Source organism: Chitinophaga alhagiae, assembly GCF_003568665.1.
Classification (GTDB): domain Bacteria; phylum Bacteroidota; class Bacteroidia; order Chitinophagales; family Chitinophagaceae; genus Chitinophaga; species Chitinophaga alhagiae.
Window position 1 is genome coordinate 79,046 of sequence record NZ_QXMH01000005.1, and the last position, 25,812, is coordinate 104,857.

The 25,812-nt window shown below is 54.2% G+C and carries 22 protein-coding genes; 11 read left to right on the plus strand and 11 right to left on the minus strand.

Translation table 11 applies throughout. The features are described 5' to 3' along the window. Positions 1-351 precede the first annotated feature (351 nt). Positions 352-3,804 carry a pyruvate carboxylase gene (locus D3A97_RS22430; RefSeq protein ID WP_119080806.1) on the minus strand — a complete coding sequence of 1,151 codons (3,453 nt, stop codon included), beginning with the start codon at positions 3,802-3,804 and terminating at the stop codon, positions 352-354. 333 nt (positions 3,805-4,137) lie between these two features. Between D3A97_RS22430 and D3A97_RS22435 the strand changes: the two genes are divergently transcribed. Together D3A97_RS22435 and xerD are read left to right on the plus strand one after the other, a co-directional pair. Then, complete coding sequence (locus D3A97_RS22435) at positions 4,138-5,181, plus strand: helix-turn-helix transcriptional regulator (protein ID WP_119080807.1); 1,044 nt, start codon at positions 4,138-4,140, stop codon at positions 5,179-5,181. A 316-nt stretch (positions 5,182-5,497) separates the two neighbouring features. Beyond that, positions 5,498-6,394: a site-specific tyrosine recombinase XerD gene (gene xerD, locus D3A97_RS22440; RefSeq protein ID WP_119081009.1), complete on the plus strand. Its 897-nt coding sequence runs from the start codon at positions 5,498-5,500 to the stop codon at positions 6,392-6,394. A 92-nt stretch (positions 6,395-6,486) separates the two neighbouring features. On the opposite strand, the gene D3A97_RS22445 is transcribed toward xerD, so the two are convergent. Further along, positions 6,487-7,374, minus strand: a complete 888-nt coding sequence (locus tag D3A97_RS22445) for a hypothetical protein (RefSeq protein ID WP_119080808.1) — start codon at positions 7,372-7,374, stop codon at positions 6,487-6,489. Positions 7,375-7,836: 462 nt separating this feature from the next. Here D3A97_RS22445 and D3A97_RS22450 point away from each other — a divergent pair, with 462 nt between their 5' ends. Genes D3A97_RS22450 through D3A97_RS22470 form a run of 5 tightly spaced genes read left to right on the plus strand, consistent with a single transcriptional unit; the run spans position 7,837 to position 11,278 of the window. Further along, positions 7,837-8,226, plus strand: coding sequence for a hypothetical protein (locus D3A97_RS22450; RefSeq protein WP_119080809.1), 390 nt, complete (start codon positions 7,837-7,839; stop codon positions 8,224-8,226). Positions 8,227-8,266: 40 nt separating this feature from the next. Continuing rightward, a complete protein-coding gene (locus tag D3A97_RS22455) occupies positions 8,267-8,914 on the plus strand; it encodes a hypothetical protein (RefSeq protein WP_157986701.1) in 648 nt (215 codons plus the stop codon). Then, complete coding sequence (locus tag D3A97_RS22460; RefSeq protein WP_119080811.1) at positions 8,911-9,705, plus strand: sensor histidine kinase; 795 nt, start codon at positions 8,911-8,913, stop codon at positions 9,703-9,705. The genes D3A97_RS22455 and D3A97_RS22460 overlap by 4 nt, the downstream gene beginning before the upstream one ends. Positions 9,706-9,723: 18 nt before the next feature. Continuing rightward, a complete protein-coding gene (locus D3A97_RS22465) occupies positions 9,724-10,383 on the plus strand; it encodes a response regulator transcription factor (RefSeq protein ID WP_119080812.1) in 660 nt (219 codons plus the stop codon). Between the two features lie 52 nt (positions 10,384-10,435). Next, positions 10,436-11,278: a DUF2911 domain-containing protein gene (locus D3A97_RS22470; RefSeq protein ID WP_119080813.1), complete on the plus strand. Its 843-nt coding sequence runs from the start codon at positions 10,436-10,438 to the stop codon at positions 11,276-11,278. 65 nt (positions 11,279-11,343) lie between these two features. Here the strand turns inward: D3A97_RS22470 and D3A97_RS22475 are convergent, their stop codons facing one another. From D3A97_RS22475 to D3A97_RS22485, 5 genes are all read right to left on the minus strand, one after another. Beyond that, positions 11,344-13,044 (minus strand): sodium:solute symporter family protein, encoded by a 1,701-nt coding sequence (locus D3A97_RS22475; protein ID WP_119080814.1) that lies wholly within the window; start codon positions 13,042-13,044, stop codon positions 11,344-11,346. Beyond that, positions 13,041-13,166, minus strand: coding sequence for a hypothetical protein (locus D3A97_RS25270; RefSeq protein WP_262697066.1), 126 nt, complete (start codon positions 13,164-13,166; stop codon positions 13,041-13,043). The genes D3A97_RS22475 and D3A97_RS25270 overlap by 4 nt, the downstream gene beginning before the upstream one ends. A gap of 1 nt (position 13,167) precedes the next feature. After that, a complete protein-coding gene (locus tag D3A97_RS25055) occupies positions 13,168-13,323 on the minus strand; it encodes a hypothetical protein (RefSeq protein WP_198674136.1) in 156 nt (51 codons plus the stop codon). 53 nt (positions 13,324-13,376) lie between these two features. Next, on the minus strand, positions 13,377-15,875 hold the full coding sequence (locus D3A97_RS22480; RefSeq protein WP_119081010.1) for a PIG-L family deacetylase: 2,499 nt from the start codon (positions 15,873-15,875) through the stop codon (positions 13,377-13,379). Positions 15,876-16,026: 151 nt separating this feature from the next. Continuing rightward, positions 16,027-16,356: a DMT family protein gene (locus tag D3A97_RS22485; RefSeq protein WP_119080815.1), complete on the minus strand. Its 330-nt coding sequence runs from the start codon at positions 16,354-16,356 to the stop codon at positions 16,027-16,029. A 155-nt stretch (positions 16,357-16,511) separates the two neighbouring features. Here D3A97_RS22485 and D3A97_RS22490 point away from each other — a divergent pair, with 155 nt between their 5' ends. Beyond that, the gene (locus D3A97_RS22490) at positions 16,512-18,893 is read left to right on the plus strand and encodes an ABC transporter permease (protein ID WP_119080816.1); all 2,382 of its coding nucleotides are present in this window, start codon (positions 16,512-16,514) and stop codon (positions 18,891-18,893) included. A 185-nt stretch (positions 18,894-19,078) separates the two neighbouring features. On the opposite strand, the gene D3A97_RS22495 is transcribed toward D3A97_RS22490, so the two are convergent. Next, positions 19,079-20,005 carry an aspartate carbamoyltransferase catalytic subunit gene (locus D3A97_RS22495; RefSeq protein ID WP_119080817.1) on the minus strand — a complete coding sequence of 309 codons (927 nt, stop codon included), beginning with the start codon at positions 20,003-20,005 and terminating at the stop codon, positions 19,079-19,081. Positions 20,006-20,028: 23 nt separating this feature from the next. Continuing rightward, on the minus strand, positions 20,029-20,559 hold the full coding sequence (gene pyrR, locus D3A97_RS22500; RefSeq protein ID WP_119080818.1) for a bifunctional pyr operon transcriptional regulator/uracil phosphoribosyltransferase PyrR: 531 nt from the start codon (positions 20,557-20,559) through the stop codon (positions 20,029-20,031). A 162-nt stretch (positions 20,560-20,721) separates the two neighbouring features. Between pyrR and D3A97_RS22505 the strand changes: the two genes are divergently transcribed. Then, a complete protein-coding gene (locus D3A97_RS22505; RefSeq protein ID WP_119080819.1) occupies positions 20,722-21,399 on the plus strand; it encodes a hypothetical protein in 678 nt (225 codons plus the stop codon). A 55-nt stretch (positions 21,400-21,454) separates the two neighbouring features. Continuing rightward, a complete protein-coding gene (locus D3A97_RS22510; protein WP_232826051.1) occupies positions 21,455-21,967 on the plus strand; it encodes a peroxiredoxin in 513 nt (170 codons plus the stop codon). 74 nt (positions 21,968-22,041) lie between these two features. On the opposite strand, the gene pruA is transcribed toward D3A97_RS22510, so the two are convergent. After that, on the minus strand, positions 22,042-23,673 hold the full coding sequence (pruA, locus tag D3A97_RS22515) for an L-glutamate gamma-semialdehyde dehydrogenase (protein ID WP_119080820.1): 1,632 nt from the start codon (positions 23,671-23,673) through the stop codon (positions 22,042-22,044). A gap of 58 nt (positions 23,674-23,731) precedes the next feature. Further along, a protein-coding gene (gene prfB / locus D3A97_RS22520) for a peptide chain release factor 2 (RefSeq protein WP_119080821.1) occupies positions 23,732-24,827 on the minus strand; the annotation gives its coding sequence in 2 pieces (ribosomal slippage) (positions 23,732-24,766 and positions 24,768-24,827; 1,095 coding nt in all). Positions 24,828-24,967: 140 nt separating this feature from the next. On the opposite strand from prfB, the gene D3A97_RS22525 reads away from it, so the two are divergent. Next, on the plus strand, positions 24,968-25,774 hold the full coding sequence (locus D3A97_RS22525; RefSeq protein WP_119080822.1) for a TspO/MBR family protein: 807 nt from the start codon (positions 24,968-24,970) through the stop codon (positions 25,772-25,774). Positions 25,775-25,812 lie beyond the last annotated feature (38 nt).

Genomic DNA, 25,812 nt, shown 5'->3' on the forward strand with positions numbered 1-25,812 from the left:
GAAACCACTTCAATACCACCTCATCCCCACACTATCTCCACGTCATTTCCGTATCAAGTCCACGTACCCTATAGTGATCCTTCTGTTACCAGTGTGTTTCCGGCCGTTTATGCCCCCTGTTTCCAGTATCCATGGGCATCCCACGGGGGGGGTAAAATAACAGGCATCCGGCGCCCCGGGCGGCGCCTTCCCCCCTGTACCGCTACAACAGCTGCTGCATCGCCCGCGCAAAAAACACCGCATCACCCACAGGCCAAGGTTACGGCAGAGGAATGACCACCTGCATCGCCCGCACAAAAAAACGCCGCATCACCCACAGGCAATGCGGCGCAAAATATCATTACGGCCCCGCTACTCCATCTCTATCACCAGGTCATCCTGCTGTACCATGGTACCTTCGGGCAGGTGTACCGCCTTAACCTTTGTATCCCGTGTAGCCGTTACCGTTGTTTCCATTTTCATGGCCTCAATAATGAACAGCGGCGTGTTGGCAGCTATGCTGTCTCCTGATTTCACCAGCAGCTTGCTCAGCTTGCCCTGCAGCGGCGCGCCCACTTCCAGCTCCGGGTTGCTTACCTTCTTGTTGACAGGCACTTCGCTTTTTACCGCGCGGTCTCTCACCTGTACCCGGCGCGCGTAGCCGTTCAGCTCAAATACCACGGTGCGCATGCCGCTCTCGTCCGCGGGCAGTATGAAGAGCAGCTTTACAATAATGGTTTTGCCTTTGCCGAGGGTGATGAGTATTTCTTCTCCCAGGTGCAGGCCGTAAAAGAACGCGGGGGTGGGAATGGCTTCCACGTTACCGTATACTTGGGCATGCTGGTAATATTCGTCAAACACCTTGGGGAACATGTGGTAGCTCAGGTAATCCAGGAACTCCGCCAGCGGGTATTTCAGCTGGAAGGCCGCAAAGTCCGCGTCAAAGTCTACCGGCGGCAGGTGCTCATTGGGTTTGCCGGTGAGCGGCGCCTGTCCTTTCAGCACAATGCGCTGCAGTTTTTCGGGGAAGCCGCCGTAGGGGAAGCCTATTTCACCTTTAAAGAAACCGGTAACGGAAGCGGGGAAAGCCAGGTTGCGGGTCTCGTCCAGCACATCTTCGGCCGTCAGGTTGTTGGCCGTCATGAACAGGGCCATGTCTCCCACCACCTTTGAGCTGGGCGTTACTTTCACAATATCGCCAAACAGGCGGTTCACCACCGCGTAGTTATGCTTGATGGTTTCCAGCTTGTCTCCCAGCCCGAGTGATTCCGCCTGCTGGCGCAGGTTGGAGTACTGGCCGCCGGGTATCTCATTTTCATACACCTGCGCGGTGCCGGCTTTCATGTCTGATTCAAAGGGGTAATAGTATTCCCTTACATCTTCCCAATAGTTGCTGTAGGCGTTCAGGGAAGCCAGGTCCATGGGCTGGCTGCGCTCGTGGCCTTCCAGTATGGCGGCCATGGCGTTGAGGCTGGGCTGCGACGTGAGGCCGCTGAGGGAGGCAATGGCGCAGTCTACCACGTTCACGCCGGCCTCTATGGCCTTGAGGTAGGTGGCTGACTGTACGGAGGCCGTATCGTGCGTGTGCAGCACTATGGGCAGCTGCACCGCTTCCCTGAGGGCGGTTACCAGCACGGTGGCGGCTTGCGGCTTCAGCAGGCCGGCCATGTCCTTGATGCAGAGCATGTGCGCGCCCGCGTCTTCCAGGCGTTTGGCCATGTCTGTGTAATACTGCAGGGTGTATTTGGCATTGTCTTTCTTCAGCACATCGCCGGTGTAGCTGATGGCGGCCTGCGCCAGGGAGCTGGTGTTGTTGCGTACAAAACCGATGCTCGGTTTCATGGCCTCAATGTCATTGAGCGAATCGAATATGCGGAAAATGTCTATGCCGTTTTCCGCCGCTTTTTCAATGAACCGGGCAATGAGGTTTTCGGGATATGCGGAATAGCCCACGGCGTTGGAGCCGCGGAAAAGCATTTGCAGCAGCACGTTGGGCATGGCCTCCCGTATTTGCTGCAGCCTGCGCCAGGGGCACTCGTGCAGGAAGCGCATGGCCACGTCAAAGGTAGCGCCGCCCCACACTTCCATGGAAAATACCTGCGGGTTGTTGCGGGCATACCCTTCTGCCACGGCCATAATATCTTTTGAGCGTACGCGGGTGGCCAGCAGGCTCTGGTGCGCATCGCGGTAGGTGGTGTCTGTAAAATACACGGGCGTTTCGTTCCGCAGCCATTGGGCAAATGCGTCCCTGCCCATTTCCTGCAGCCGGTTGCGGCTGCCCGGGGGCACGGGCCGCAGCGGGTCAAAATACGGTACATGCGGGAGGCGGAACTTCCGCCCGTCAGGCTTGCCTTTTACGTCGGGGTGGCCGTTCACCGTTACGTCTGCCAGGTACATGAGCGTTTTGGTGGCGCGGTCCCGGATGGGAGACAGTTTGAACAGCTCCGGGTGCTGGTCTATGAAACCCACGGTACAATTGCCTTTGCGGAAGGTATCGTGTGTGATCACGTTCTCGAGGAAGCGGATGTTGGTTTTCACCCCGCGTATCCTGAACTCTTTCAAGGTGCGGTGCAGGCGGCCCGCCGCGCCGGAAAGGGTGCGGCCGGAAGCAGTGACCTTCACCAGCATGGAGTCAAAGAAGGGGGATATTTTAACGCCGGAGTAGGCGCTGCCTTCATCCAGCCGGATGCCGAAGCCGCCGGCGTTGCGGTAAGCGATAACGGTGCCGTAGTCTGGCGTGAAGTTGTTTTCCGGGTCTTCCGTTGTAACGCGGCATTGTATGGCAAAGCCGTTCAGCCGCACGTCTTCCTGGCTTTTCAGGAATATTTCCGGGTCAGAGAGGCGGTGGCCTTTTGCGATCAGTATCTGCGAGCGTACAATGTCTATGCCCGTTACTTCTTCGGTGACCGTATGCTCTACCTGTATGCGCGGGTTCACTTCTATGAAGTACACCTTGTTCTGGCGGTCTACCAGGAACTCTACGGTGCCCACGTTATTATATTTCACCTCATGGGCCAGCGCCAGCGCGTACCCGTAGATCTCGTTGCGGGTCTCAACCGGCAGGTTGGGAGACGGCGCTATTTCCACCACTTTCTGGAAGCGGCGCTGCACGGAGCAGTCCCGCTCGTACAGGTGTACAATATGCCCGTGGTTGTCTCCCATCAACTGCACTTCAATGTGCTTGGGTTCTTCAATGAACTTCTCGATAAAAATGGTATCATCGCCAAACGCTTTGCCGGCTTCGCTGCGGGCCTCGGTAAAAGACCGCTCCAGCTGGTCTGAAGCGCGCACTACGCGCATGCCGCGCCCGCCGCCGCCGGAGGCGGCCTTGAGTATAACGGGGTAACCAATGCGTTCCGCTTCCCGTTGTACGGTGGCCATGTCTTCCAGCTTCACCTGGCTGTCTTCTATCAGCGGCACTCCTACCCTGCGGGCCAGCGTTTTGGCGGCCACCTTGTCTCCCAGCTGCGCCATTACTTCGGCGTCGGGGCCTACAAAAATGATCCCTTCTTCCTGGCAGCGGCGCGCAAACCGCACGTTCTCGCTGAGAAAACCGTACCCGGGGTGAATGGCGTCTACCTGCTGCAGCTTGGCCAGGTGTATAATGCCTTCAATATCAAGGTAAGGTTTCAGCGGCTCGTCATCTTTCCCTACCTGGTAGGCTTCGTCTGCCTTGTACCGGTGAAGGGAATAACGGTCTTCGTACGTAAAAATGGCCACCGTTCTGATGCGCAATTCCGATGCGGCCCTCAGGATACGCACCGCAATTTCGCCCCGGTTAGCCACCAACAGCTTCTGGATCTTTTTTAAGGATGATTCCGACATAACAGTGGTTGAATATGCTTCAATATAACATTATTGCTAAAACTCAGCGGGCGTAAAAGTAGTAAAAGAATCAGGTTTTTTATTTGGCTATTTCTAAAAAATGCCGCCTTTTGATGAATTTTTTTCAATCCGGATGGAACCCGTTTGCGGTTTCATATAAAAAAACGGCTGTTTAGCACATATAATTAATGTTACATGTTTGTGTGACAAGCGTTACCGGCGGCCAGTATAATATTACATTGAGCGCTCAAAGAGCAAAATAGAGTGCTGCAGGAGTATTATGCATGCCGCTATTCCATTCATCTTTGACTATATTTATAATTAGCCTAGCCAATGAAACCGATACACCTGCAAATTGATCCCTATGCCGGGTCGGGAGGTCTCCATGATGTTGTTGCAGCGATAAGACAAATGACAGGAACGCCCCACCGCACCAAAGGCAACAAATATGTTTTCCCCGAAGCCGTTGCCAATGGATTTATTGAACTGAACGAAATAGAGCCTGGTCTCTTCATGTGTTTTGTTGATTTTTCGCCCAATAGTGAACTGACGCTGGAATATGTGAACCGTCACCGTTACAAGGCCTGTTACTTCTGCTACAACATGGGCAGCTACCGGAGCCAGGAAGTGGTGAAGAACTTTGTGCGGGAAACCAACGGCAGCAACCTCCGTTCCCTGCTGGTATGCGAGGCCGGCGTAAAAGTGATGTTCAAGGGAAGAAAGGGCTCCTGCCTCAACTACATTGTACTGGCCATTTCCAATGAATGGATGATCACCCACATCGGGGAGCTGCAGCTGCCCGGCGGGCAACGGCTGGTAACGGACGCCGGCACGGATTTTTTCTTTTACGAGAACATAGACATGCAGATCTACGGCATCGCCAAACAGCTGGCCAGCCTCTCCTCCGTATTGCCGGAGCTGCGGGCGGCGGCCAGCAAAGGTATTGTGATGCACCTGCTGTCTGTTTCGTGGAACAAGATACTGGGGCAGTATGATGATGAGGAAGAGATCAGCATTGTAGACCGGGAAAAGATCATCCGCTTCATGAACGGGATACTGGCAGATCTTTCAAGGCCGTTGCCGGCCGTGGAAAAGCTGGCGTCAGACATCTTCATGAGCAAGTCCAAGTTCAACACGCTTTTCAAAAAGATATACGAAAAGAACGTGTACCAGTATTACACGGAATGCCGCATGCAAAAGGCCATGACGCTGCTGCGCACCGGCCGCTACGCGGTGGCGCAGGTGGCCAATGAAATTTCATACCAGAACCTGGGCCACTTTTCGCGGGCGTTCAGCAGGTACTATGGCAAGCTGCCGAAAGACTGCATCCCGAAGGTAACGCCCACGCGCAGGCAGCGGGACGTGAAACCATGTTGAGCCGCTGTGAGCAAACAGGCAATCGCTGTGAGTACTTTCCCACCGCGGTTTACCGCATCTTTGTGTTACGAATAACATCATTTTCATAGGACCATGAACAGAGAGATTTAGCTTACTATCCCTCTCTTATTTTTTTAGAAGCATATCACAACCGGACCCCCTATGACAAAACCAGGGGATGGAAGCACTTACTGAAGCGTATGAATGGAGACAATTACCTAACAGGCAGATATACCAGGGGGCTGCTTGAAATTTCCCGGATGGAGAGTGCTTCCATTTTCATTTTTTTTTAGCCCGATTGCTGTACTTTTACGGTATGTGGGAATCCAGCATCAACCGTTTCATCATTCACCTGAAAATAGAACGATCACTTTCGCCCAACACCATAGAGGCGTATGTGCGGGATGTTAAAACGCTCACGCAATACCTTGCGGCCACAGACCGGCCGCTGGCCCCGCAGGAGGTAACGCTGAAAGACCTGCAGGGCTGCGCGGAATGGGTGGCGTCCCTGGGCATGACAGGTACCTCCCAGGCCCGCATTATTTCCGGCATCAAGGCTTTTTTCCGCTTCCTGCTCACGCAGCAGCTGCTGCCGTCAGACCCCTCCCAACTGCTGGAAGCGCCCAAACCCCGGCGCAAGCTGCCTGACTTTCTGAGCTTTGAGGAAATAGAACAGCTGATCGCCCAGGTAGACCTGAGCAAACCGGAGGGCCACCGCAACAAGGCCATTATTGAGACCATGTACAGCTGCGGGCTGCGGGTGAGCGAGGCCATCTCGCTGAAGATCTCACAGCTTTACCTGGATGAAGGCTTCATCCGCGTTACCGGCAAGGGAGACAAGGAGCGCCTGGTACCTATCGGCTCTTCCGCCGTCAAATACATCGGGCTGTATAACGATACTACCCGGCGCCATATGGTCATTAAAAAGGGGCATGAAGACATCCTGTTCCTCAACCGCCGGGGCAGCCAGCTGAGCCGTGTCATGATCTTTCTGCTGATCAAGGAACTGGCCGTAAAGGCCCAGATCACCAAATCCATCTCCCCTCATACCTTCCGCCATTCTTTTGCCACACACCTGGTAGAAGGCGGCGCGGACCTGGTGGCCGTGCAGGAAATGCTGGGCCACGAAAGCATTACCACTACAGAAATTTATACCCACCTGAACAGGGAGTACCTGCGAGACATGCTGCAGCAGTACCATCCGGGCTTCTGAAAAAAGAAAGGAAAAGAACAGCTACCCTTTTGGAGGCTTGGCTGAGGCAGGGTAGCTGTTGTAGAAATTGGGGCTTTCCAACATTGGGAGGACTAGTACACTACGTACCGGTCTTTATAATGTGGTTTGGAGCGGCTGTTTTGAATAAGATCATTCAACCACCCTGACAGCCTGACCGGTTTTTTTTCTACCGGCGCCGGCTGAATGAACAGGTTGAGTTTGGTGCAATGCTTCAGTTGCTGCCTTTCCGGCTGGAGGGCAGTGTCTTTGTCTTCCTGCCAGATGAGGCGGTTGCCATCCAGTACCCTGAAGTATACATCAGGGCCATCGCTGAAAATATCGTTCCCGTTTTTCAGCACATGCAGCAGGCTGCCGCTGATGTCTTTCCTTGAAAAATACAGGCGGTAGCGGCCCGCCTCCGTGGTTTGGCAGGCGGCCAGCAACTTGTCGTTCAGCGCATTATAGGCTTCCACCCGCAGGCTGCTGAGGCCGTGCAGGGTATCCGCATGTTTGACAGACCCGGCAATTACCCAGGCGCCAAACTCGCGGCGGATGCCGGCCCATTTGTCTGCCGGCACCACATATGCAAATGCGCCCAGGTATTTGTCTTTAGACCGTTTCCAGTGGGGCACAAACGTACTGAGATGAAACTGGACCCATTCCTGTTGGCCGGCATGCTTGCCCGGAACGCTGTTCAGACAGATGTCCATTTCCAGCGGTTCGGTAAACAAGTGGAGGTCTTCCCAGGCAATGCTGAAATTCCCCCGCTCGTCCAGCATGGACTCGGCCAACAGGTGATCTGCTTTGGCTTGCACGTCTCTTTCAGACAGCCGCCGGAGGTCCTTAAAAATTCCGCGTGCCAGCTCTTCCACCCCGTAATTCTGGGATGGCAGGTAGATCCTGATACGCGCGTTCGCAAGGGGTTCGATGTTCTCTTCACAGATCAGCGCAGAGATGTTTCCGATTAATAGGTAACTCATAGCGATCACTTTTGGTTCTTTTACAATTTTGGGGGTAACTGTTTCTGTTATTCATCTTACCGGCTTCTGGGGTAACCGGCCACCCTCTGCATACCTAACGCAACAAACTATGGTAGAAAGGCCCGAGTGCGTGTAAACTTTTGGAATTAACACGGTTTCTATAACCCTCCTGTCCTCTTCACTTTCCATGCTACAAAGTTTGGGAAGAATGTACTGGCAGTCAAGCGTTAAGACCCCATAATTCAGAAATGCGTAGTTCTACGCATTTTGAGGGGGAAAACACGCAAACTGTACCCCTGCCGCAGTGGCTCCGGGAACACTGAATGCCCTGCCCTGGCGGTCCTGCATTGATTCTCAAACCAGTTTGCGGGTTCCCACCCCCCTCTTTTTCAACTTTGAAAAGTGATATTTTGTAATAATTTTACCGCGATATTTAGTACTAACTCCCTAAAAACTCTAAACATGTCAAAGTTCAACAAAGACGTAGGCAATTTCATTTCCCTCGTTACAGGTGCAAAAAAGACCATGGCTTACCGGGTAGACCAGGTGGAGCGCAAAAAACACAAATCACCCATTCTCTCCGGCTTCTTCGGTATGAACAAGATCCAGTCCCTGCTGAGCAAGGAAGGCGCTACCGGCCTGCGGATCTACTACGGCCTGGATATTGATGGTGACGGCAAAAGAGACAAACAATTTGTACTGGTTGCCACAGATAAAGACGGCAATGACATTCTCCCATCGCTTGAGAAAGGCCTTGCTAAAGATGCATCGGCTGAAGATATTCTGAGCACAGACTTGTGGTGCCCTTATGATTGTCCGAAGGCCAATCCTCTAAATTCAGATAACGGATAAAGATTTATAAGTGCCGCTTCATCATTATATTTTTTATGCTATGGTGGGGATCGAAATTCTACTTTTGATCCCCTTCTCTTTAAATTACCGGTCCTTCAACAAGGAACAACGCCTCATCTACTATTACCTGGTCACCTGCGCAGTTTACGGAATCGGATCAGACCTCCTCGCCCGCGCCTACGGTAATAACATGGCCTTTGTTTCCGCCATGATGCTGGTCCAGTTCGTTATCCTCACATTCTTCTACCTCCATGTGCTGAAAAACACCAGGCACCTCCACAAGATCATCAGGATTTTCCTGGTGGCGGCCTGCGTATTGTTTGCCGCGGATATGCTGTTCATTGAAGGCGTGCTGCGGTTCAATTCCATATTTGTTTCCTTCCGTACCTTTTTGCTGATCGTTTATGGCGTAATATTCTTCCTCCAATTGATGAAGGACGAAAGCCTCATTGAACAATCCATCTATATCAACTCCCTCCCCGTTTTCTGGTTCAATGCCGGCCTGTTCGTGAATTTCTGCTGCTCCTTCCTGCTCTCCCTCACCTTCAACTTTATCCAGCAGGGCGGGCCGGACGAGGTCATGCGCTCCATTTACCAGATTACCGCCGGCCTAACCTGGAGCGCCGGTATAATTCAGGCAATTCTTTTTTATATTGGGCTCTCAAAAATTAAAAGAGCGCGGGCATGAACACATTACAACTTATACTAATAGGCACTATCGTTATGCTGAGCCTGGGTATTTTTGTGGTGGTGATGGTGGTACTGCAGCAAAAGCAGGTAGTTCAATATAAACTGAAGCTGAAAGACAAAGACCTCCAGATACAGAAAGAGCGGCTGGTGGCCGTACTGCAGGGGCAGGAAACCGAACGGAAACGGATAGCGGAAGACCTGCATGACGAGGTGGGCGCCCAGCTGTCTGTACTCAAGCTGAACCTGAACCACCTGCAGCAGCTGGCCGGCAACGGGGAAAAGGAACGGATCAAGGAAACCAAGGAGTTTACGGACACCATCATCCAGCAGCTGCGCTTTATTTCCCAGAGCCTGCACCCCACTACCCTGGAAAACCTCGGCCTCAGCCATGCGCTGGACTCTTTCTGCAGCCTGATGAACAAAAACAAGCAGATCGCCATCTCCTTTAAAACAGACGGCACCACCTACCCGGTAGACCGGGAAAAGGCCCTGAACGTGTACCGGGTGGTGCAGGAGGTGATGAACAACGTGCTCAAACACGCTGACGCCCAGCATGTGTTCATCACCTATCAGAGCACGCCAGGCCTCCTCACCATCCGCGTGGAAGACGACGGCAACGGCAAGCTGGTAGACCAATACGGGGAATCCCGCAAAAAAACCGGCCATTTAGGCCTAAAAAATATTGAAAGCCGTTTGAATATTATCGGGGGAAATATCACCTTTGTAAAAAATTCGCCCGCCGGTACAGTGGCCGAGATCAGGGTGGAGAACTATCAGCCTGTTGTTTAAGCTAAATTTGTTTCTGCTATGCTGCCGCCTATTAAAGTCGCAATTGCTGACGACCATAAGATATTCCGTAGTGGAGTGATCAATACGCTCACGCCCTATGCCAATATCAACGTGGTATTTGAGGCGGAAGACGGAGAGCACCTGCTCCAGATCATGCAGGAACAGCAGCCTGACGTGATACTGATGGACCTGAAGATGCCCCGTATGGACGGTATACAGGCCACCATCAAGGTAAAGGAAAAATACCCCCAGGTAAAGGTCATCATCCTCACCATGTACGAAGATGATAACTTTATTGTACACCTGGTAGAGAACGGCGCCAACGCCTACCTGCTCAAGAACAGTGAACCGGAAGAGATCTACGAGGCCATCTGCACCACTTTTGAGAAAGGCTTCTATTTCAACGAGAACGTCAACCTGGCCCTGCTCAAGAAAGTGCTCCACAAAAACAAGCAGCAGTTCAAGCCCACTTTCAAGAACGAGGTACAGCTCACAGACCGTGAGCTGGAAGTGCTGAAGCTGATCTGCAACGAATGCACCACCCAGGAAATTTCCGAAAAGATCTTCCTCAGCCCCCGCACCGTGGAAGGCCTGCGCCAGAAGCTGCTGGAGAAGCTGAACGTGAAGAATACCGTAGGCCTGGTGCTGTACGCGTTCCGGAACGGGCTGATCGAGTAGCAACTTTCCTTATTTTTGCCCACAACTTTTCTTACATCAAAATTTTAAACCGATGAAAAAACTATCTGCGTTATTGTCTACCGCTGCTATTTGCATGCTGGCCGCCGCCCCTGCCTTTGCCCAGGGTATCAAGATGCCGGCTCCCAGCCCTACGCAAACTATCAAGCAAGACTTTGCCCTCTCTGCCGTAGAGGTGACCTACTCCCGCCCCGCCATGAAAGACCGCACCATTATGGGAGACCTGGTGCCGTATGGCAAGCTGTGGCGCACCGGCGCCAATGCGGCTACCCGCATCAAGTTCGGGGAAGACGTGAAGCTGAACGGCACCGCCATTCCCCAGGGCGAGTACGTATTGTACACCATCCCCAACCAGGGCGGCTGGGACATTGTGATCAACAAAGGCCTGAAAAACTGGGGTATTGACGGGTATAAGCAGGAAGAAGACGTAGCCCGCTTCAAAGCTGACGTACAGGAGCTGCCCTTCCCCATCCAGTCTTTCATGATCCTGTTCGAAGACGTGCGCCCCAGCGCCATGACCATGATGCTGATGTGGGACAAAACCCTTGTGCCCATTGAAGTGACGGCGGATATAGACGGCAAGGTAATGGCCCAGATAGACGACGCCATGAAAACGGACAAAAAACCGTACTTCCAGGCGGCCGCGTATTACCTTGAGACCAACCGCGATCTGAAAACCGCGCTGGGTTGGGCAGACGCCGCTACCAAAGAAAATCCCAAAGCCTTCTGGATCTATCACCTGAAAGCCAAAATACAGGCCAAAGCGGGTGACAAGGCCGGCGCCAAAGCCACCGCCGAGCAGTCTATTGCGCTGGCCAAAGAGGCCAAGAACGCGGATTATGTGGCATTGAACGAGAAACTGATCGCTACGCTGTAAGCGGATTTGCAGTATAAGGAACAGGCTGGCCGGTGTTGAGACCGGTCAGCCTGTTTTGTTTGATATTATGCCTTTACCTTTCCGTTGAGCCTTTCCGCCTGCTGGTATATCCAGGCCAGCACCATTACCAGCAAACACCCGATCACATTGAGCCAGAGGAAGGAAACGATATTGAGCAGGTAAATGACGATCACGAGTATTTCCGCCAGCACGGCCCCCCAGAAGGTGGCGCTGCCTTTGACCTTTTTCATGGTGAACGCCACCACAAAAATACCCAGTATGGTACCGTAAAACAGGGAGCCGAGGATGTTCACCGCTTCAATGAGGCTGCCCATGCCGGTGGCAAACTGGGCCACGGCAATGCTGAACACGCCCCATATCAGCGTCCATATCTTAGACATGCGCAGATATTGCGCTTCCGAGGCATCGGGGTTCACCATGCGTTTGTAAACGTCTACCATGGTGGTAGAGGCCAGCGAGTTGAGGGCGGCGGCAATGCTGCCCCAGGAGGCCAGGAAAATGATGGCAATGAGCAGGCCCACCAACCCCTTGGGCAGGTTGTTCACCACAAAATGGAGGAACACGTAGTTGGTATCATTGGTTTCCGCGCCGGGCGCCACCTGTTTAATGAGCACGTTGGCGGAGTCCCGCACCAGGTCGGCCTCCCCTTCCGTATTTTTCAGCTGCCGCTGCGCCGCGCCGATGATCTGCTGATCTTCTGTTTGCAGCGCCGCCGCCAGCGCCTTTACATGGCCCTGCTTCACCAGCGCCAGGGAATCGAACCGGTTTTCCAGCGCCTGCATCTGCGGCGCGTAAGCGGAGTTGTGTACCTGGTTCAGCAGGCCCTGGTTAAAGTTGATGGGCGCCCTGAAATACAGGTAGAATACAAATACCAGCGCACCAATGAGCATAATGAAGAACTGCATGGGCACTTTCACCAGCCCGTTCATGAGCAGGCCCATGCGGCTTTCTGTAAGGGTTTTGGCGGTCAGGTAGCGCCCCACCTGGCTTTGGTCCGTACCAAAGTAAGACAAGGCCAGGAAGAAACCGCCGATGACCCCGCTCCAGATGTTGTACCGGTCCGTCCAGCTAAAATCCGTCACGATCACGTTCAGCTTGCCCATTTTACCGGCCACGTGCAGCGCTTCGGAAAAACCGATGTCTGCCGGCAGCAGGTGCATCACCATCCAGCCCGCCAGGAACATGCCTGAGAATATGATGGCCAGCTGCAGGGACTGCGTGTAAGACACGGCTTTGGTGCCGCCGTACATGGTATAGATAATGAGCAGGCCGCCCATGAAAATATTGGTGTAATAAATGTTCCAGCCCAGCAGGGAAGACAGGATGATAGACGGCGCATAGATGCTGATACCCGTGGAAAGCCCGCGCTGTATCAGGAAGAGGAACGACGTGAGCGTTCTGGTTTTCAGGTCGAACCGCTGCTCCAGGTATTCGTAGGCCGTATATACCTTCAGCCGGTGAAAGATGGGCACAAAGGCAATACAGATCACGATCATGGCCAGCGGCAGGCCAAAATAGTACTGCACGAACCGCATGCCGTCTGCATAGGCCTGCCCGGGGGCGGATAAAAAGGTGATGGCGCTGGCCTGCGTGCCGATGATAGACAGCAGGATGATGTACCAGGGCATGGCGCGGTTACCCAGGAAGTAACTGTCCAGGTCTTTTTGTCCGCGGCTTTTCCATACACCGTACAGGATAATTGCGAGTAACGTGAAAATGAGTACGATCCAGTCCTGAAGGCTCATGAATAGTGTTTAGTGAACAAATAGAAAAAAACGATCAGCGCTGCCAGAAATCCCCCTACCACCCAATACCAGGCGGCCCAGCGGGAAAACAGCGGCGGTTTTTCCTGTGGTGAATTTTCCATATCAGTTTCTTTTGGACAACAGTCCCCCGCTCAGCAGGCCCAGCGCCAGCCCAATCAGCAGGCCAATGTGCACGCGCTTGATCATGAACCCGATGATCAGCCCCAGTATGATACAGAGGCCGGCGGAAATGTTGATTCTTTTATTTCTGTCAGACATATTCAGCATTAACGGTTACGAACCGGTTGGGCAGAAGACGAGCGTTCTGCGTCTCACTGCCCTCCACCCGCAGCCGGTTTTGATATCAGGTTTACAAATAACCGGTAGGCCCCGGGTACGCCTGCCGGCAACTGCCGGAAGAAAGCGAGGCCTGTATATACGTATTTTCCTTTGCCGTAAGGCGCAATAATTGTTGAGCTGTTAAGCGCGCGTTCCCGAGGGTCGTTCATTTCGAAGGGCTTTTTATAAGCGGCGTCCGTATTGCCGGGGAAATAAAGGCCGCGCTCCTGCACCCAGCCGTCAAAGTCCGCGGCGGTGATGTTGTTGGGATAGCTGAACAGGCTGTTTGGCGGCAGCAGGAGCTTTACGGGCGCCGTCTCGTCCGTTACCCTGTCTCTCGAAAGACTGAAGGGATAAGGCCCCAGCTGGTCCGTTACCAGGCCGCCGTTGGTATTGTATTGTACTACCAGCACGCCGCCGTTCTTCACGTACTCCAGCAGGCGGGGCTGCCAGTAGCGGAGGCGGGGCTGGGTGTTGTAGGCTCGTACGCCGGTAATGATGGCATCGTACTGCTCCAGCGAGCCGTTCATGATCTCCTTTTCATCCAGCATGGTTACCGTATAGCCTACCTGCCGCAGCGCTTCGGGCACTTTGTCTCCCGCGCCGGGAATGTACCCCAGCCGGCGGCCGTTGTACTGCAGGTGTACCGTTACCAGCCGCGCGGAAGCGGGCGGAAAAATGGTGATGGCAGGAATATGGTCGTACTGGATGGTGGTCATGCTGTTCGTGTACACTTTCCCGTTAGCTTCCACCGCTACCGTCATGGTATCTGTAATATTGCGCCCGTTCATTTTCACCGGCTGCACCAGGAAGCTCACTTCCGTTTCATCCCCCTTGCCGGCCAGCGTGTAGGGAATGGCGCTCTTGTCTGCCTTGAAACCCGCGGGCAGCAACAGTTTTACGCTGCCCTTCACATTGTCTTTCATGGCGCGCACCTTTACCGGCACTGTTTGCGGCGCGGCCTGGGTATAGATGAATACCTGGTTGTTCAGGGAGGCCACGGCGGGGGGCGCAATCACCAGCGGGCGGTACACCTCGCCTTTTACCGGGTCTGTATACTTGTAGATAAAGGGCCGGGTAACGGGTATCACCTGGTTGCCCAGCTGCAGGTAAAAAGTGGCGGTCAGCGCCGGCACGTTTTCCGGGCGGCCCGTCCAGGCGGGGTCCGCAATATTGTACATGCCGGTGGGGTGCGGGGTTTGCAGCCAGTATGGTTGCGAAATGCCGGTGTTTTCCGGTACTGGCACCTCCTGCGGTATGTTGATGAAGTTGTTGAAAGGCAGGTCCCGCGCGGCCGTTGTGTTCTCTGTGCCGTTGATGCTGATCTTCTGCAGGCGTACGGGCACTTTGCTGCGGTTAATGAGCTGCAGCTTGCTGCGCATGGTTTCCCCGGGCACTACTTCCGCCATATCGCTGAATGCTTCCGCCCACACGCCGGCGCAGGCCAGTATGAGCTGGTCTGTTTCATGCAGCTTCAGGTTTTTCCAGTACCCTTCCGGCAACGCGGTGATCTGCTGGCGGATGGCCAGCAACGCGGGTACCGAGGCAGACGGGTCTTCCACGTTGTATTGCTCCAGCGCTTTGCCGATGGCCGCGCCAATGGCGTTGCCGCCGGGTACGCGCTGCCAGGTGGTGGTGATACCGTCCAGCAACCCGGTTTGCGGCGCGCCGCCTTTGATGGTGATGAAATATTCCATGGAAGTGCCGCGGGAAGAAGGTACGCCGAAGCCCTGGCTTTTATGCTGGGAGCGGCTTTCCGCGGCTATTTCGCCAAAACCCCTGCCCAGCAGCGCGTTGTAGGCGCCCACGTCCATTTTGAACTGGTCTTCAGACGTAGTGTTGTTGCCGCCAAAGTTGAAGGTGTTCCAGAGTATGCGTTTGGCCTGCCAGGGTTGTACGGTGGCCAGCTGCTCGGGGAACTGCCGCGGGTCTGCCGCCGCGTCAAACGCTTCCGCGGCCAGCATGGCGGAGGCGGTGTGGTGGCCGTGGCCGGCGCGGCTGTCTGCCGGGAACCGGCAAATGATCACATCGGGCTGAAAGGTGCGGATCACCCGCACCACATCGCCCAGTATTTTTTTACGGTCCCAGATGGTAAACGTTTCTTCAGGATTTTTGGAGAAGCCGAAGTCATTGGCGCGGGTAAAAAACTGTTCCGCCCCGTCTATGCGGCGGGCGGCCAGCAGCTCCTGGGTGCGGATAAGCCCCAGTTGTTCCGCCTGTTCGTTGCCAATGAGGTTCTGCCCGCCGTCTCCACGGGTCAGAGAGAGGTAGCCGGTGCGGTAAAGGCTTTCTTTAGCCAGAAAGCCCAGCAGGCGTGTATTTTCATCGTCAGGGTGAGCAGCTATGTACAGCACGCTGCCCAGCGTGTTCAGCTTCTTCAGCTGCAGCTTGATCTCAGCGGCATGCAGCGGCGCGGCAGTTTGCGCCTGTAGCTGGCTGAAAGAGAGGAATAGTGCGGCTATCAGCCAACCTGTAGATCGGGTGTTCAACATGAAATAGTTACCGGTTTTTGTCAAGTTGTCAAAAATAGGCATTTAAAGCGGCAAACGGTTACCGCTGATGGATTTGTAGGGATGAACATTGAATGACGGGCGGCCGCAACGCGGGAAACAGCATCCGCAGCGGCTTGGCGCCGCCATGCCCTCATTTTTTGAACATAAAGTACACCGCGCCCAGCAGCAGCGAAAATGAGATCAGATAATTCCACCGCAACGGCTCCTTGAGGAACATCACGGCAAACACGCAGAAGATGGTGAGGGTGATCACCTCCTGTATCATTTTGAGCTGGAAGCCGTTGAACCCGTCCAGATAACCAAAACGGTTGGCAGGCACCATAAAACAATATTCAAAAAATGCAACGCCCCAGCTCAGCAGGATCACCTTCCACAGCGGCACATTGGTATTTCTTAAATGCCCGTACCAGGCATAGGTCATAAAAATGTTGGATACCAACAACAGGAAAATTGTTCGCATGCCCCTAAACTAATGAATTTTGGGTATTGTTCTGTTACGGACAAAAAATGACCGGTTTTGAACACCAATTAATTATATGTAATTTGTTTTCCACTGAATGACAGGTTCCCTGATCCTGGCATTGCCTTTGAAAAATGCTTGCCTAAATTGTCCGCATGCTGCGTAATTACCTTTTGATCGCTTACCGTAACATTGTCAAGCACAAGCTGTTCACCTTCATCAATATATTCGGCCTTGCCCTCAGCATGACGGTGTGTATGATGGTGATCAACAGCACGGTGAAAGACCTCAGCTACGATCACTTCCACCCGCATCCGGAGCGCACCTACCGTATGCTCACGGAGCTGCGCAACCCGCAGGGCGACCGTTTCCGGATGGCCAGCTCTCCCCTGCCGCTGGAGCAGGCAGTGGCCGCGGAAAACAATATTGCGGCAGCCGTGGCGCGCATTTACCCGGCGTTGAAGGGCAAAGCCGCCGTCAACGAAAAGGAGCTGTATGTGAACGGGGCTTTTACCTCCCCTGCTTTCTTCCGGGTGTTCGGGTTCACCCTGGCCCGGGGCAACGCCGCTACGGCCCTTCAGCAGCCCAACAGCGTGATACTGAGCCACGAAATGGCGCAGCGTTTTTTCGGCAGCGCCAACCCTGTGGGCAAAGTGCTGTCTATGGGCGCGCTGGGCAACTACCAGGTCACCGGCGTGCTCAGCCCCCGCGTACACCGTTCCCACATAGATTTTGATGCCTATGCTTCAGACGCCACCATTGCGCAGCTGGAAAAATCGAACGTGCTGAAAGAGGCATTGCAGCAATGGGGCTCTTACATGGACGCCTATACGTACGTGCTGCTGCAGCCGCAGGTAAAACCCGCCGTGCTGGAAGCATTCCTGGCGCAGGTGGCCCGCGGCCTGTATAAAGACCCCTCGCAGGGCACCATCAGCTTTCCCCTGCAGGAACTGGGGAGCATTACCCCTTCGTGGGACGATACGTATAACAACCTCGGCAGCGGCGCCACCTGGGGAAAAATGATGGCGGCCATTGGCGTGGGCCTCATTGTGCTGATATCCGCCTGTTTCAATTATACCAATCTTTCCATAGCCCGTTCCCTCACCCGCGCGCGGGAAGTGGGCATCCGGAAAGTATCCGGCGCCACGCGCCTACAGGTGTTCCGCCAGTACATACTGGAAGCGGTGCTCACCTCCATGCTGGCCCTGGGCGTGGCTGTTGTGCTGCTGCGGCTCATCCGCCAGGCAAATCTTTTTAACCAGGAGGCAGACAGTTATCCGCCGCCTGTTTCGCTCTGGCAGATGGGGCTCCTGTTGCTGGCTTTCAGCCTTTTTACAGGCCTGCTGGCGGGCAGCCTCCCCGCCTGGATACTCTCCGCCTTCAAGCCCGCCCAGGTGCTGAAAAGCATGCCTTCTTACCGCCTGTTCGGCAGAATGAACCTGCGCAAGGGGTTGATCATTTTCCAGTTGTCCCTTTCCCTGCTGATCACCATTACGCTGTTTACCATGTACCGCCAGTTTGCCTTTATGGCCACGGCAGACCCTGGTTTCAGGGCAGACAACATTCTGACCATAGACCTGCAGGGCCATCCGCCCAACCTCCTCAAACAGGAGCTGACGGCGCTCTCCGGCGTGCAGGCCGCCGCGGCCACATCCGGCAACTTTGGCCGGTTCAGGGGCAGCCGCATGGCACTGGCCGCCAGCCGCGCAGATAAACCCCAGCAGTTCAGTTACTATGATGCGGATGCCGCGTTCATACCCATGCTGGGCCTGCAACTGGCGGCGGGAGAAAACTTTCTGCCGCAGCAGCACTCAGCGCAGTTGCTGCTGAACGAAGCGGCCGCCCTGGCGCTGGGCTTCAAGTCGGCGCCGGACGCCGTGGGGCGCATGGTATGGCTCAACGATTCTGTACAGGCGCCCATACGCGGCGTGCTGAAAGACTTTCATTACGAAAATATGGGCGTTCGCATAGCGCCGCTGGTGTTCCGCTCAACGGGCGAAGGCTACGGCCTGGTGAACCTGCAGGTGAGCACGGGCAACCGCGCGCAATTCATGCGGCAGGTGGCCGCCGCCTGGCAAAAGCTGTACCCCGGCGCGCCCGTAAAAGCAAGCTGGCTGAAGGAATCGCTGTATGAAGACCAGATGCATTGGGGAGATATTTCTTTCCTTGGGTACCTGGCGGCCATGACCATTGTGATTGCCGCCATGGGGCTGCTGGCGCTGGTGATATACACCAACTGGCTGCGCAAAAAGGAAATTGGCGTGCGCAAGGTGATGGGGGCGGATGTAAAAAGCCTGGTGCTGCTGCTGTCAAGAGGGTTCCTGTCGCTCGTTGTTATCTCCGGCTGTATTGCGCTGCCCATCGGTTACCTGGCCGGCCGCCTCTTTCTCCAGAACTTTGCCCTGCGGGTAGATTTTGGCCTGGGCAGCATACTGGCGTGTTTCGGCGTTTTGCTGGCCATTGCCATGCTCACCATTGTTTCCCAAACCTGGCGGGCAGCCAACGCCAACCCGGTAGAAAGTTTGAAAAACGACTAGTCTCTCCCATGTATAATGAAAGGCGCCGCCGGCATGCCGGGGCGCTTTTCCCGTGCATTTGCGCCGGGTGCATAAAAAAAGACGCTGCCGTTCCCGGTAGCGCCTTTCTGCATTTGCGCCGGGCACAAAAAAAAGCGCCGCCGTTACCGGCAGCGCCTTTCTGTATCGTTATTCGTAGTAGTGCCTTAATCTTCTTTCCTGGCCAGCAGGTACAGCACCGCCATGCGGGTAGCCACACCGTTCTCTACCTGGTCAAGGATGATGGACTGGCCGGAGTCCGCCACATCGGAGCTTAGTTCCACACCGCGGTTAATAGGCCCCGGGTGCATGATCACAATTTCTTTCTGCAGGCTGTCCAGCAACTGCCGGTTTACCCCGTAAGCCAGTGAATATTCCCGCAGGGAAGAGAACAGCGGCATGTTCTGCCTTTCCAGCTGTATGCGCAGCACGTTGGCCACATCGCACCAGTTGAGCGCTTCGCGTATATTGTATGTTACGTTCACGCCAAGGGCCTCTGCAATATATTTCGGGATGAGCGTGGGCGGGCCGGCTACCGTCACTTCCGCGCCCAGCTTCTTGAGGCAGTAAATGTTGGAGAGCGCTACCCGCGAGTGCATGATATCACCGCAGATGGCTACTTTTTTGCCCTCCACGCTGCCCAGCCTTTCACGGATGGAATAAGCGTCCAGCAAAGCCTGCGTGGGGTGTTCATTGATACCGTCTCCCGCGTTCACAATGGGCACATTGATGTGTTTGCTGAGAAAATGCGGCGCGCCTGTAGCGGAGTGCCGCATCACCACCAGGTCTACCTTCATGGAAAGGATATTGTTGACCGTGTCTATCAGCGTTTCCCCTTTGGATACGGAAGAGCCGGACGCGGAAAAGTTCACCACATCGGCGCCCAGCCGTTTCTCCGCCAGTTCGAACGAAATGCGGGTGCGGGTGGAGTTCTCAAAAAATACGTTAACGATGGTGGTATCCCGCAGCGAGGGGACCTTCTTGATGGGCCTTTGTAAAACGTCCTTAAATTGATCGGCTGTTTTGAAAATTAGCTCTATATCCGAACGCTTCAGATCGCGTATACCTAACAGATGTTTAGCAGACAGTGACATTCTAGGATGCAAATATAAATGAATTAGGCAATCAATACAACTTCGTCTTTCCCGTCCCGCTCCTTCCAGAGCACTTTCACCTTTTCCGTGATGATAGCGTCTATGGTGCGGCCGGTGTAAGTAGGCTGAATGGGCAGCTCGCGGCTGAAGCGCCGGTCTATCAGCACCAGCAGCTCTACGGTAGCGGGCCGGCCAAAATCAAGCATGGCGTCCATGGCGGAGCGGATGGTGCGGCCGGTGTACAGCACATCGTCTACCAGCACCACATGTTTGTTCTCTATGGAAAAATCAATATCCGTTTCGTTGGGCGTATGGAAGCCTTTGCCGCTCTTGTAATCGTCCCGGTAAAAAGTAATGTCCAGCTTTCCGTAAGGTACCTGTACGCCGGGCAGCAGCGTCTGGAGCTGATGATAGATCCTGTCTGACAAATAAATGCCCCTCGGTTGCAGGCCGATCAGTACGGTGTTGGTGAACTGCGGGTGGTTCTCGATCAACTGGTGGCTCAACCTGTCGATGGTAATTGCTAATTGCCGATCCGTCAAAATAGATTTCAAAACAAACTGGGTTTTAGATGCTCAAAAATAACGATTAAAGGGGCAGAATAAAAAAGGAAAGATGGAGGGGACGTTGTAACACGTATATGTCATTAACATAATATTAAGGAATGGCGGTACCGAAATTGCGCATTCCAGCAGGTTAACTAAAACATTCGTTTTATGAAAAAAAGTTACGTGACCCTTGCCCTTACGGCAACCATGCTTACCCTTTGCACTGCTCCTCTCCTGGCCCAGGACGCGCCGAAAGAAAAAAAGTTCTTTGTTGGCAGCGGGTTCAATTATTCGAGCCACACCACCCAGCGCTTTATGCTGGATGGCAACGGAGTGCCCACCGGCGTTACAGAAAGCCGAACCAGCAGCTGGGGCATTTCCCCGCAGTTCGGCTGGTTCCTGCGGCCCAATTTTGCCATTGGCGTGGAAGCCAGTTACTACAATTCGTCTCTTTTTGAAGAAGACAAGCCTTACCTGAACTGGAGCGCCGGCCCGTTTGCCCGCTACATTATTCCCTTATGGAAAACGCCGCTTGAAATTTTTAATGACGCTGTGATCTCCTATGGCGGTGGAAAGAATTACGTTTCAGGCCCCAGCCACTATTATCTTTCAAAAACGCGAAGGGCGGAGATAGCCTACAGGCCGGGCCTGCAGTGCAGGCTGAGGCATAACATCAATTTGCTGGCCTCCCTCGGACCCCTGCTTAGTTACAGCTATTCCGAACACAGACAGCAGGTATTGTCCGCATCAAACATGCCGGAAACAAAAAGTACCATGCACAACGTAGGTATCAGCAACACGTTCGATTTCGATAACCTCACCATCGGGGTCAATTTCCTCTTTTAACATTTTGATGTGGTACAGCTTTTGTAGCTTTGATACAGATCATATTTTACGGACCATGAAAACGTTTCATACCATGCTGCTCACACTGGCCATATTCGGTTTTGGCGCTACCGCCAAGGGACAACTTGCTACCGGCTCCAAAGTGCCTGATTTTGAACTGAAAGACCAGGACGGGCATAACTTCCGGTTATCTTCCGCACTGGCCAAAGGCCCTGTGGTGGTGTACTTTTACCCGAAAGACGATACGCCCGGCTGCACCAAGGAAGCCTGCTCTTTCAGGGACTCTTTTGAGGCCTTTACAAGCGCGGGCGCGCAGGTAGTGGGTATCAGCGGGGACGATGTAGCCTCCCATAAAAAGTTTGCGGAGAAATACAAGCTGCCTTTCACCCTGCTGGCGGATACGGACAATAAAGTGCGCAAGCTCTTTGGCGTGCCTAAAACCATGATGTTGCCGGGCCGCGTTACCTATGTGCTGGACAAGAACGGTGTCATTGTGCACCAGTTCAACTCCCTCACCCAGGCTACGCAGCACGTGGAAGAAGCCATGGCGGCTATCAAAAAGATGTAACCGGCCATACCGCCTTCGGAAAAATAACAAAGCCGGTCTCTTGCGAGGCCGGCTTTGTTGTTGATGTATATCCTTTACGCTTCCTGTAAGAACGGGTAACGGTAATCCGTAGGCGGTACCAGCGTTTCCTTCACTGTTCTGGCGCTCAGCCAGCGGTAAAGGTTCAGCTGTGAACCGGCCTTGTCATTGGTGCCGGATGCGCGGGCGCCGCCGAAAGGCTGCTGCCCTACCACCGCGCCGGTGGGCTTGTCGTTAATATAGAAGTTGCCGGCCGCGTTCACCAGCTTGCGCGTAGCCAGCTCAATGGCATAACGGTCTTGCGCAATAATGGAACCGGTGAGGGCGTAGGTGCTGGTACGGTCTACCAGCTCCAGGGTCTCTTCATATTTTTCCGCATCATACGTGTAAACGGTCAGCACCGGCCCAAAGATCTCCTCGCACATGGTTACGTAGTTCGGGTCTGTGGTGGCTATCACCGTAGGTTCTATGAAATAGCCGGCGGATTTATCGTAGTGGCCGCCCGCAACGATCTCAGCGGCGGGGTCTTTCTTCGCGTTGTCTATGTACTTCGCAATTTTGTCGAAAGAGCGCTCGTCTATCACCGCGTTGATGAAGTTGGAGAAATCTTCCGTGGTGCCCATCTTCATGGTTTTCAGCGTGGCTGCCAGCTTACTTTTGATCTCATCTGCCATATTATCCGGCAGGTACGCGCGGGAAGCGGCGGAGCATTTCTGGCCCTGGAACTCGAAGGCGCCGCGGGCAAGGGCGGTTACCACCGTATCTGCATCCGCGGAACGGTGTACCATTACAAAGTCTTTACCGCCTGTTTCCCCAACAATGCGGGGATACGTTTTGTATTTGGCAATGTTGCCGCCAATGGTCTTCCACATGGTCTGGAACACGCCGGTGGAGCCGGTAAAATGGATGCCGGCAAAGTCCGGGTGAGTAAAACAAACGTCTCCGATCAGGGGTCCGTCTGCATATACGAGGTTGATCACCCCGTCTGGCAGGCCGGCTTCCATGAGCACTTTCATGAAGAAGCTGGCATGGTATACCTGTGTGTTGGCCGGTTTCCAGACCACTACGTTGCCGCACATGGCGGCGGAGGTGGGCAGGTTGCCGCCAATGGCGGAAAAGTTGAAAGGCGTAACGGCCAGTACAAAACCTTCCAGCGGGCGGTACTCCAGGCGGTTGTGTACGCCGGGAGAGCTGGCAGGCTGCTGCCGGTAAATTTCTGTGAGGTAATGTACGTTGAAACGGAGGAAATCGATCAGTTCGCAGGCGCTGTCTATTTCCGCCTGGAAGGCATTTTTGCTCTGCCCCAGCATGGTGGCGGCATTGGTATGCGCGCGGTATTTGGTGGCCAGCAGTTCCGCGGCTTTCAGGAAAACGGCGGCCCGTTGCTCCCAGGGGGTGTCTGCCCATTGCTGCCGTGCCGCCAGCGCGGCGTTGATAGCGGCTGTTACGTGGCTGGCCTCACCCTGGTGAAAGTGGCCCAGCTTGTGTTTGATCTCGTGCGGGGGGCGAATGTCTACGGTTTTGCCGGTACGTACTTCCTTGCCGCCGATGTACATGGGGATGTCCATTTCCTGCGCCTTGAAAGCAGCCAGCTGTTTTTTGAGCGCCGCCCTTTCGGGAGAGCCGGGGGCAAAGCTCATAACCGGTTCATTGCCTGGTGCTGCAAAGTCAAAATAAGCATTGTGCATGGCTTAGATCGTTGTTGTTTCGTGATTCAATATGGTTCTTGCGGCTGATGGTTGGTGCTCAGCTTTTTTCTTCTTCTTTCTGCATCATCAGGTAAGCCTTGATGAAGCCGTCCAGCTCTCCGTCCATAACGGGCTGTACGTTGCCTACTTCATATTCCGTGCGGTGGTCTTTGATCATTTTGTAAGGATGGAACACGTAAGAACGGATCTGCGAGCCCCATTCAATTTTGCGTTTGTTCGCATTGCTGGCGTTCTTCAGCTCTTCGCGCTTGCGCAGCTCTTCCTCATACAGGCGGCTTTTCAGCATGGCCAGGGCCTTTGTTCTGTTCTCTCCCTGGGTGCGGGCCTGCTGGCATTCAATGATGATGCCGGAGGGAATGTGTTTCAGGCGCACCGCGGTCTCTACCTTGTTCACGTTCTGCCCGCCCTTGCCGCCGGAACGGTAAAATTCCCATTCCAGGTCTGCCGGGTTTACTTCTACCTCAATGGTATCATCTATCAGCGGGTATACAAATACGGAAGCAAAGGACGTGTGCCTGCGCGCGTTGGAATCAAACGGAGAAATGCGTACCAGCCGGTGTACCCCGCTTTCCGCTTTCAGCAAGCCATAAGCAAACCCGCCGTCAAACTCCAGCGTGGCTGATTTGATGCCCGCGCCGTCTCCGTACTGCACATCCAGCTCGCTCACTTTCCAGCCCTGCTTCTCCCCGTACATGCGGTACATGCGCAGCAGCATCTCCGCCCAGTCCTGGCTTTCGGTGCCGCCTGCGCCGGAGTTGATGGTGAGCACCGCCGGCATCTCGTCTTCCGGCTGGTTCAGGGTGCTTTTAAATTCCAGCCCGTCCAGCTCGTCCAGCGCATGCTGATAGGCCGCGTTCACTTCTTCTTCCGTGGCTTCTCCTTCTTTCTGGAACTCCAGCAGCACGGCGCTGTCTTCAATAGCCGTGCGTACCTGTTCGTAAAGGTCTACCCAGAACTTGTTTACCTTGATTTCCTTGAGAATGGCGGTAGCCCTTTCATTGTCATCCCAGAAGCCGGGCGCAAGGGTCATCTGCCGGTCGTTTTCGATCTTGTCTATACGGTCCCGGACGTTAAAGAAAACCTCCCAGGACATACAAACGGTCCCTTATATCTTTCAGTTGCTCTATTGTCATAAGTGCGCAAAGATAAACCTTTATTAACGAATTATGAAACGCGTTTATGCCTGCTAATGCCCTCATTTTTAATACGTAAATTGTAGGTGGCGGACAGTTTGGAAAGGTTTTTGTTAATGAAATGCAAATAAAATAACCACATGGAAACCCGGAGAAGCATTCCCCATTACCGGCAGCAGGCTTCTTTCAACCTGATAGGCCTGCTGATAGTGCTTGGTGTGAACGTTATGGCCAGCACCGGCGCGTTGAATGACCGTACCACCGGTGAAATTTCCGCACTGTACCCCAACCTCTTCACGCCTGCCGGTGTTACTTTTTCCATTTGGGGCGTTATTTACCTGGGGCTGCTGGGCTTTGCGGCTTACCAGTTATGGCTGGCCTTTTCCGCGGGCCACCTGGCGGAACTGGAGGCTTTCCACGCGCGCATGAAAGGCTGGTTCCTGCTTAACTGCCTGGGTAACGCTTCCTGGCTTTTTGCCTGGCATTACCACGCCATATGGCTGTCTGTACTGCTGATGTTGTTTGTGCTCTACACCCTGGTGATCATTCACCGCAATTTCCGCATTGCCCACCCCGGCGCGGGCTTCCTGGAAAAACTGTTTATCCACTTTCCTTTCGGCCTCTATTTCGGGTGGATCAGCGTAGCTACCCTGGCCAACATTTCAGCGTGGGTGGCGGCGGCCGGCTGGAGCCGCGTCTCCCCCGTTGCCTGGGCGCTGGCCATGATGACCATTGGCACGCTGGTAGCCCTGCTCATGATCTTCCGCTTCAATAATATCTATTTCGGATTGGCCAACCTCTGGGCCTTTTACGGCATTGTGCTCAAAAGGGAAGCGGAAGGCGGCCGGGAATCAGCGCCCATAGTGGCCGCGGCCACCATCATTATTGCCCTGCTGGCACTGGCGCTGCTCCTGCAAATACTGCGCAGGCGCAAACCGGTGGGTTGAATATCCCGCATTACTGTGTATTTTTACCGTCAATTACA

Coding starts and splice junctions, on each gene's coding strand:
- D3A97_RS22430 (WP_119080806.1), bottom strand. CDS start 3,804: ATGTCGGAATCATCCTTAAAAAAGATCCAGAAGCTGTTGGTGGCTAAC.
- D3A97_RS22435 (WP_119080807.1), top strand. CDS start 4,138: ATGAAACCGATACACCTGCAAATTGATCCCTATGCCGGGTCGGGAGGT.
- xerD (WP_119081009.1), top strand. CDS start 5,498: ATGTGGGAATCCAGCATCAACCGTTTCATCATTCACCTGAAAATAGAA.
- D3A97_RS22445 (WP_119080808.1), bottom strand. CDS start 7,374: ATGAGTTACCTATTAATCGGAAACATCTCTGCGCTGATCTGTGAAGAG.
- D3A97_RS22450 (WP_119080809.1), top strand. CDS start 7,837: ATGTCAAAGTTCAACAAAGACGTAGGCAATTTCATTTCCCTCGTTACA.
- D3A97_RS22455 (WP_157986701.1), top strand. CDS start 8,267: ATGGTGGGGATCGAAATTCTACTTTTGATCCCCTTCTCTTTAAATTAC.
- D3A97_RS22460 (WP_119080811.1), top strand. CDS start 8,911: ATGAACACATTACAACTTATACTAATAGGCACTATCGTTATGCTGAGC.
- D3A97_RS22465 (WP_119080812.1), top strand. CDS start 9,724: ATGCTGCCGCCTATTAAAGTCGCAATTGCTGACGACCATAAGATATTC.
- D3A97_RS22470 (WP_119080813.1), top strand. CDS start 10,436: ATGAAAAAACTATCTGCGTTATTGTCTACCGCTGCTATTTGCATGCTG.
- D3A97_RS22475 (WP_119080814.1), bottom strand. CDS start 13,044: ATGAGCCTTCAGGACTGGATCGTACTCATTTTCACGTTACTCGCAATT.
- D3A97_RS25270 (WP_262697066.1), bottom strand. CDS start 13,166: ATGGAAAATTCACCACAGGAAAAACCGCCGCTGTTTTCCCGCTGGGCC.
- D3A97_RS25055 (WP_198674136.1), bottom strand. CDS start 13,323: ATGTCTGACAGAAATAAAAGAATCAACATTTCCGCCGGCCTCTGTATC.
- D3A97_RS22480 (WP_119081010.1), bottom strand. CDS start 15,875: ATGTTGAACACCCGATCTACAGGTTGGCTGATAGCCGCACTATTCCTC.
- D3A97_RS22485 (WP_119080815.1), bottom strand. CDS start 16,356: ATGCGAACAATTTTCCTGTTGTTGGTATCCAACATTTTTATGACCTAT.
- D3A97_RS22490 (WP_119080816.1), top strand. CDS start 16,512: ATGCTGCGTAATTACCTTTTGATCGCTTACCGTAACATTGTCAAGCAC.
- D3A97_RS22495 (WP_119080817.1), bottom strand. CDS start 20,005: ATGTCACTGTCTGCTAAACATCTGTTAGGTATACGCGATCTGAAGCGT.
- D3A97_RS22505 (WP_119080819.1), top strand. CDS start 20,722: ATGAAAAAAAGTTACGTGACCCTTGCCCTTACGGCAACCATGCTTACC.
- D3A97_RS22510 (WP_232826051.1), top strand. CDS start 21,455: ATGAAAACGTTTCATACCATGCTGCTCACACTGGCCATATTCGGTTTT.
- pruA (WP_119080820.1), bottom strand. CDS start 23,673: ATGCACAATGCTTATTTTGACTTTGCAGCACCAGGCAATGAACCGGTT.
- D3A97_RS22525 (WP_119080822.1), top strand. CDS start 24,968: ATGGAAACCCGGAGAAGCATTCCCCATTACCGGCAGCAGGCTTCTTTC.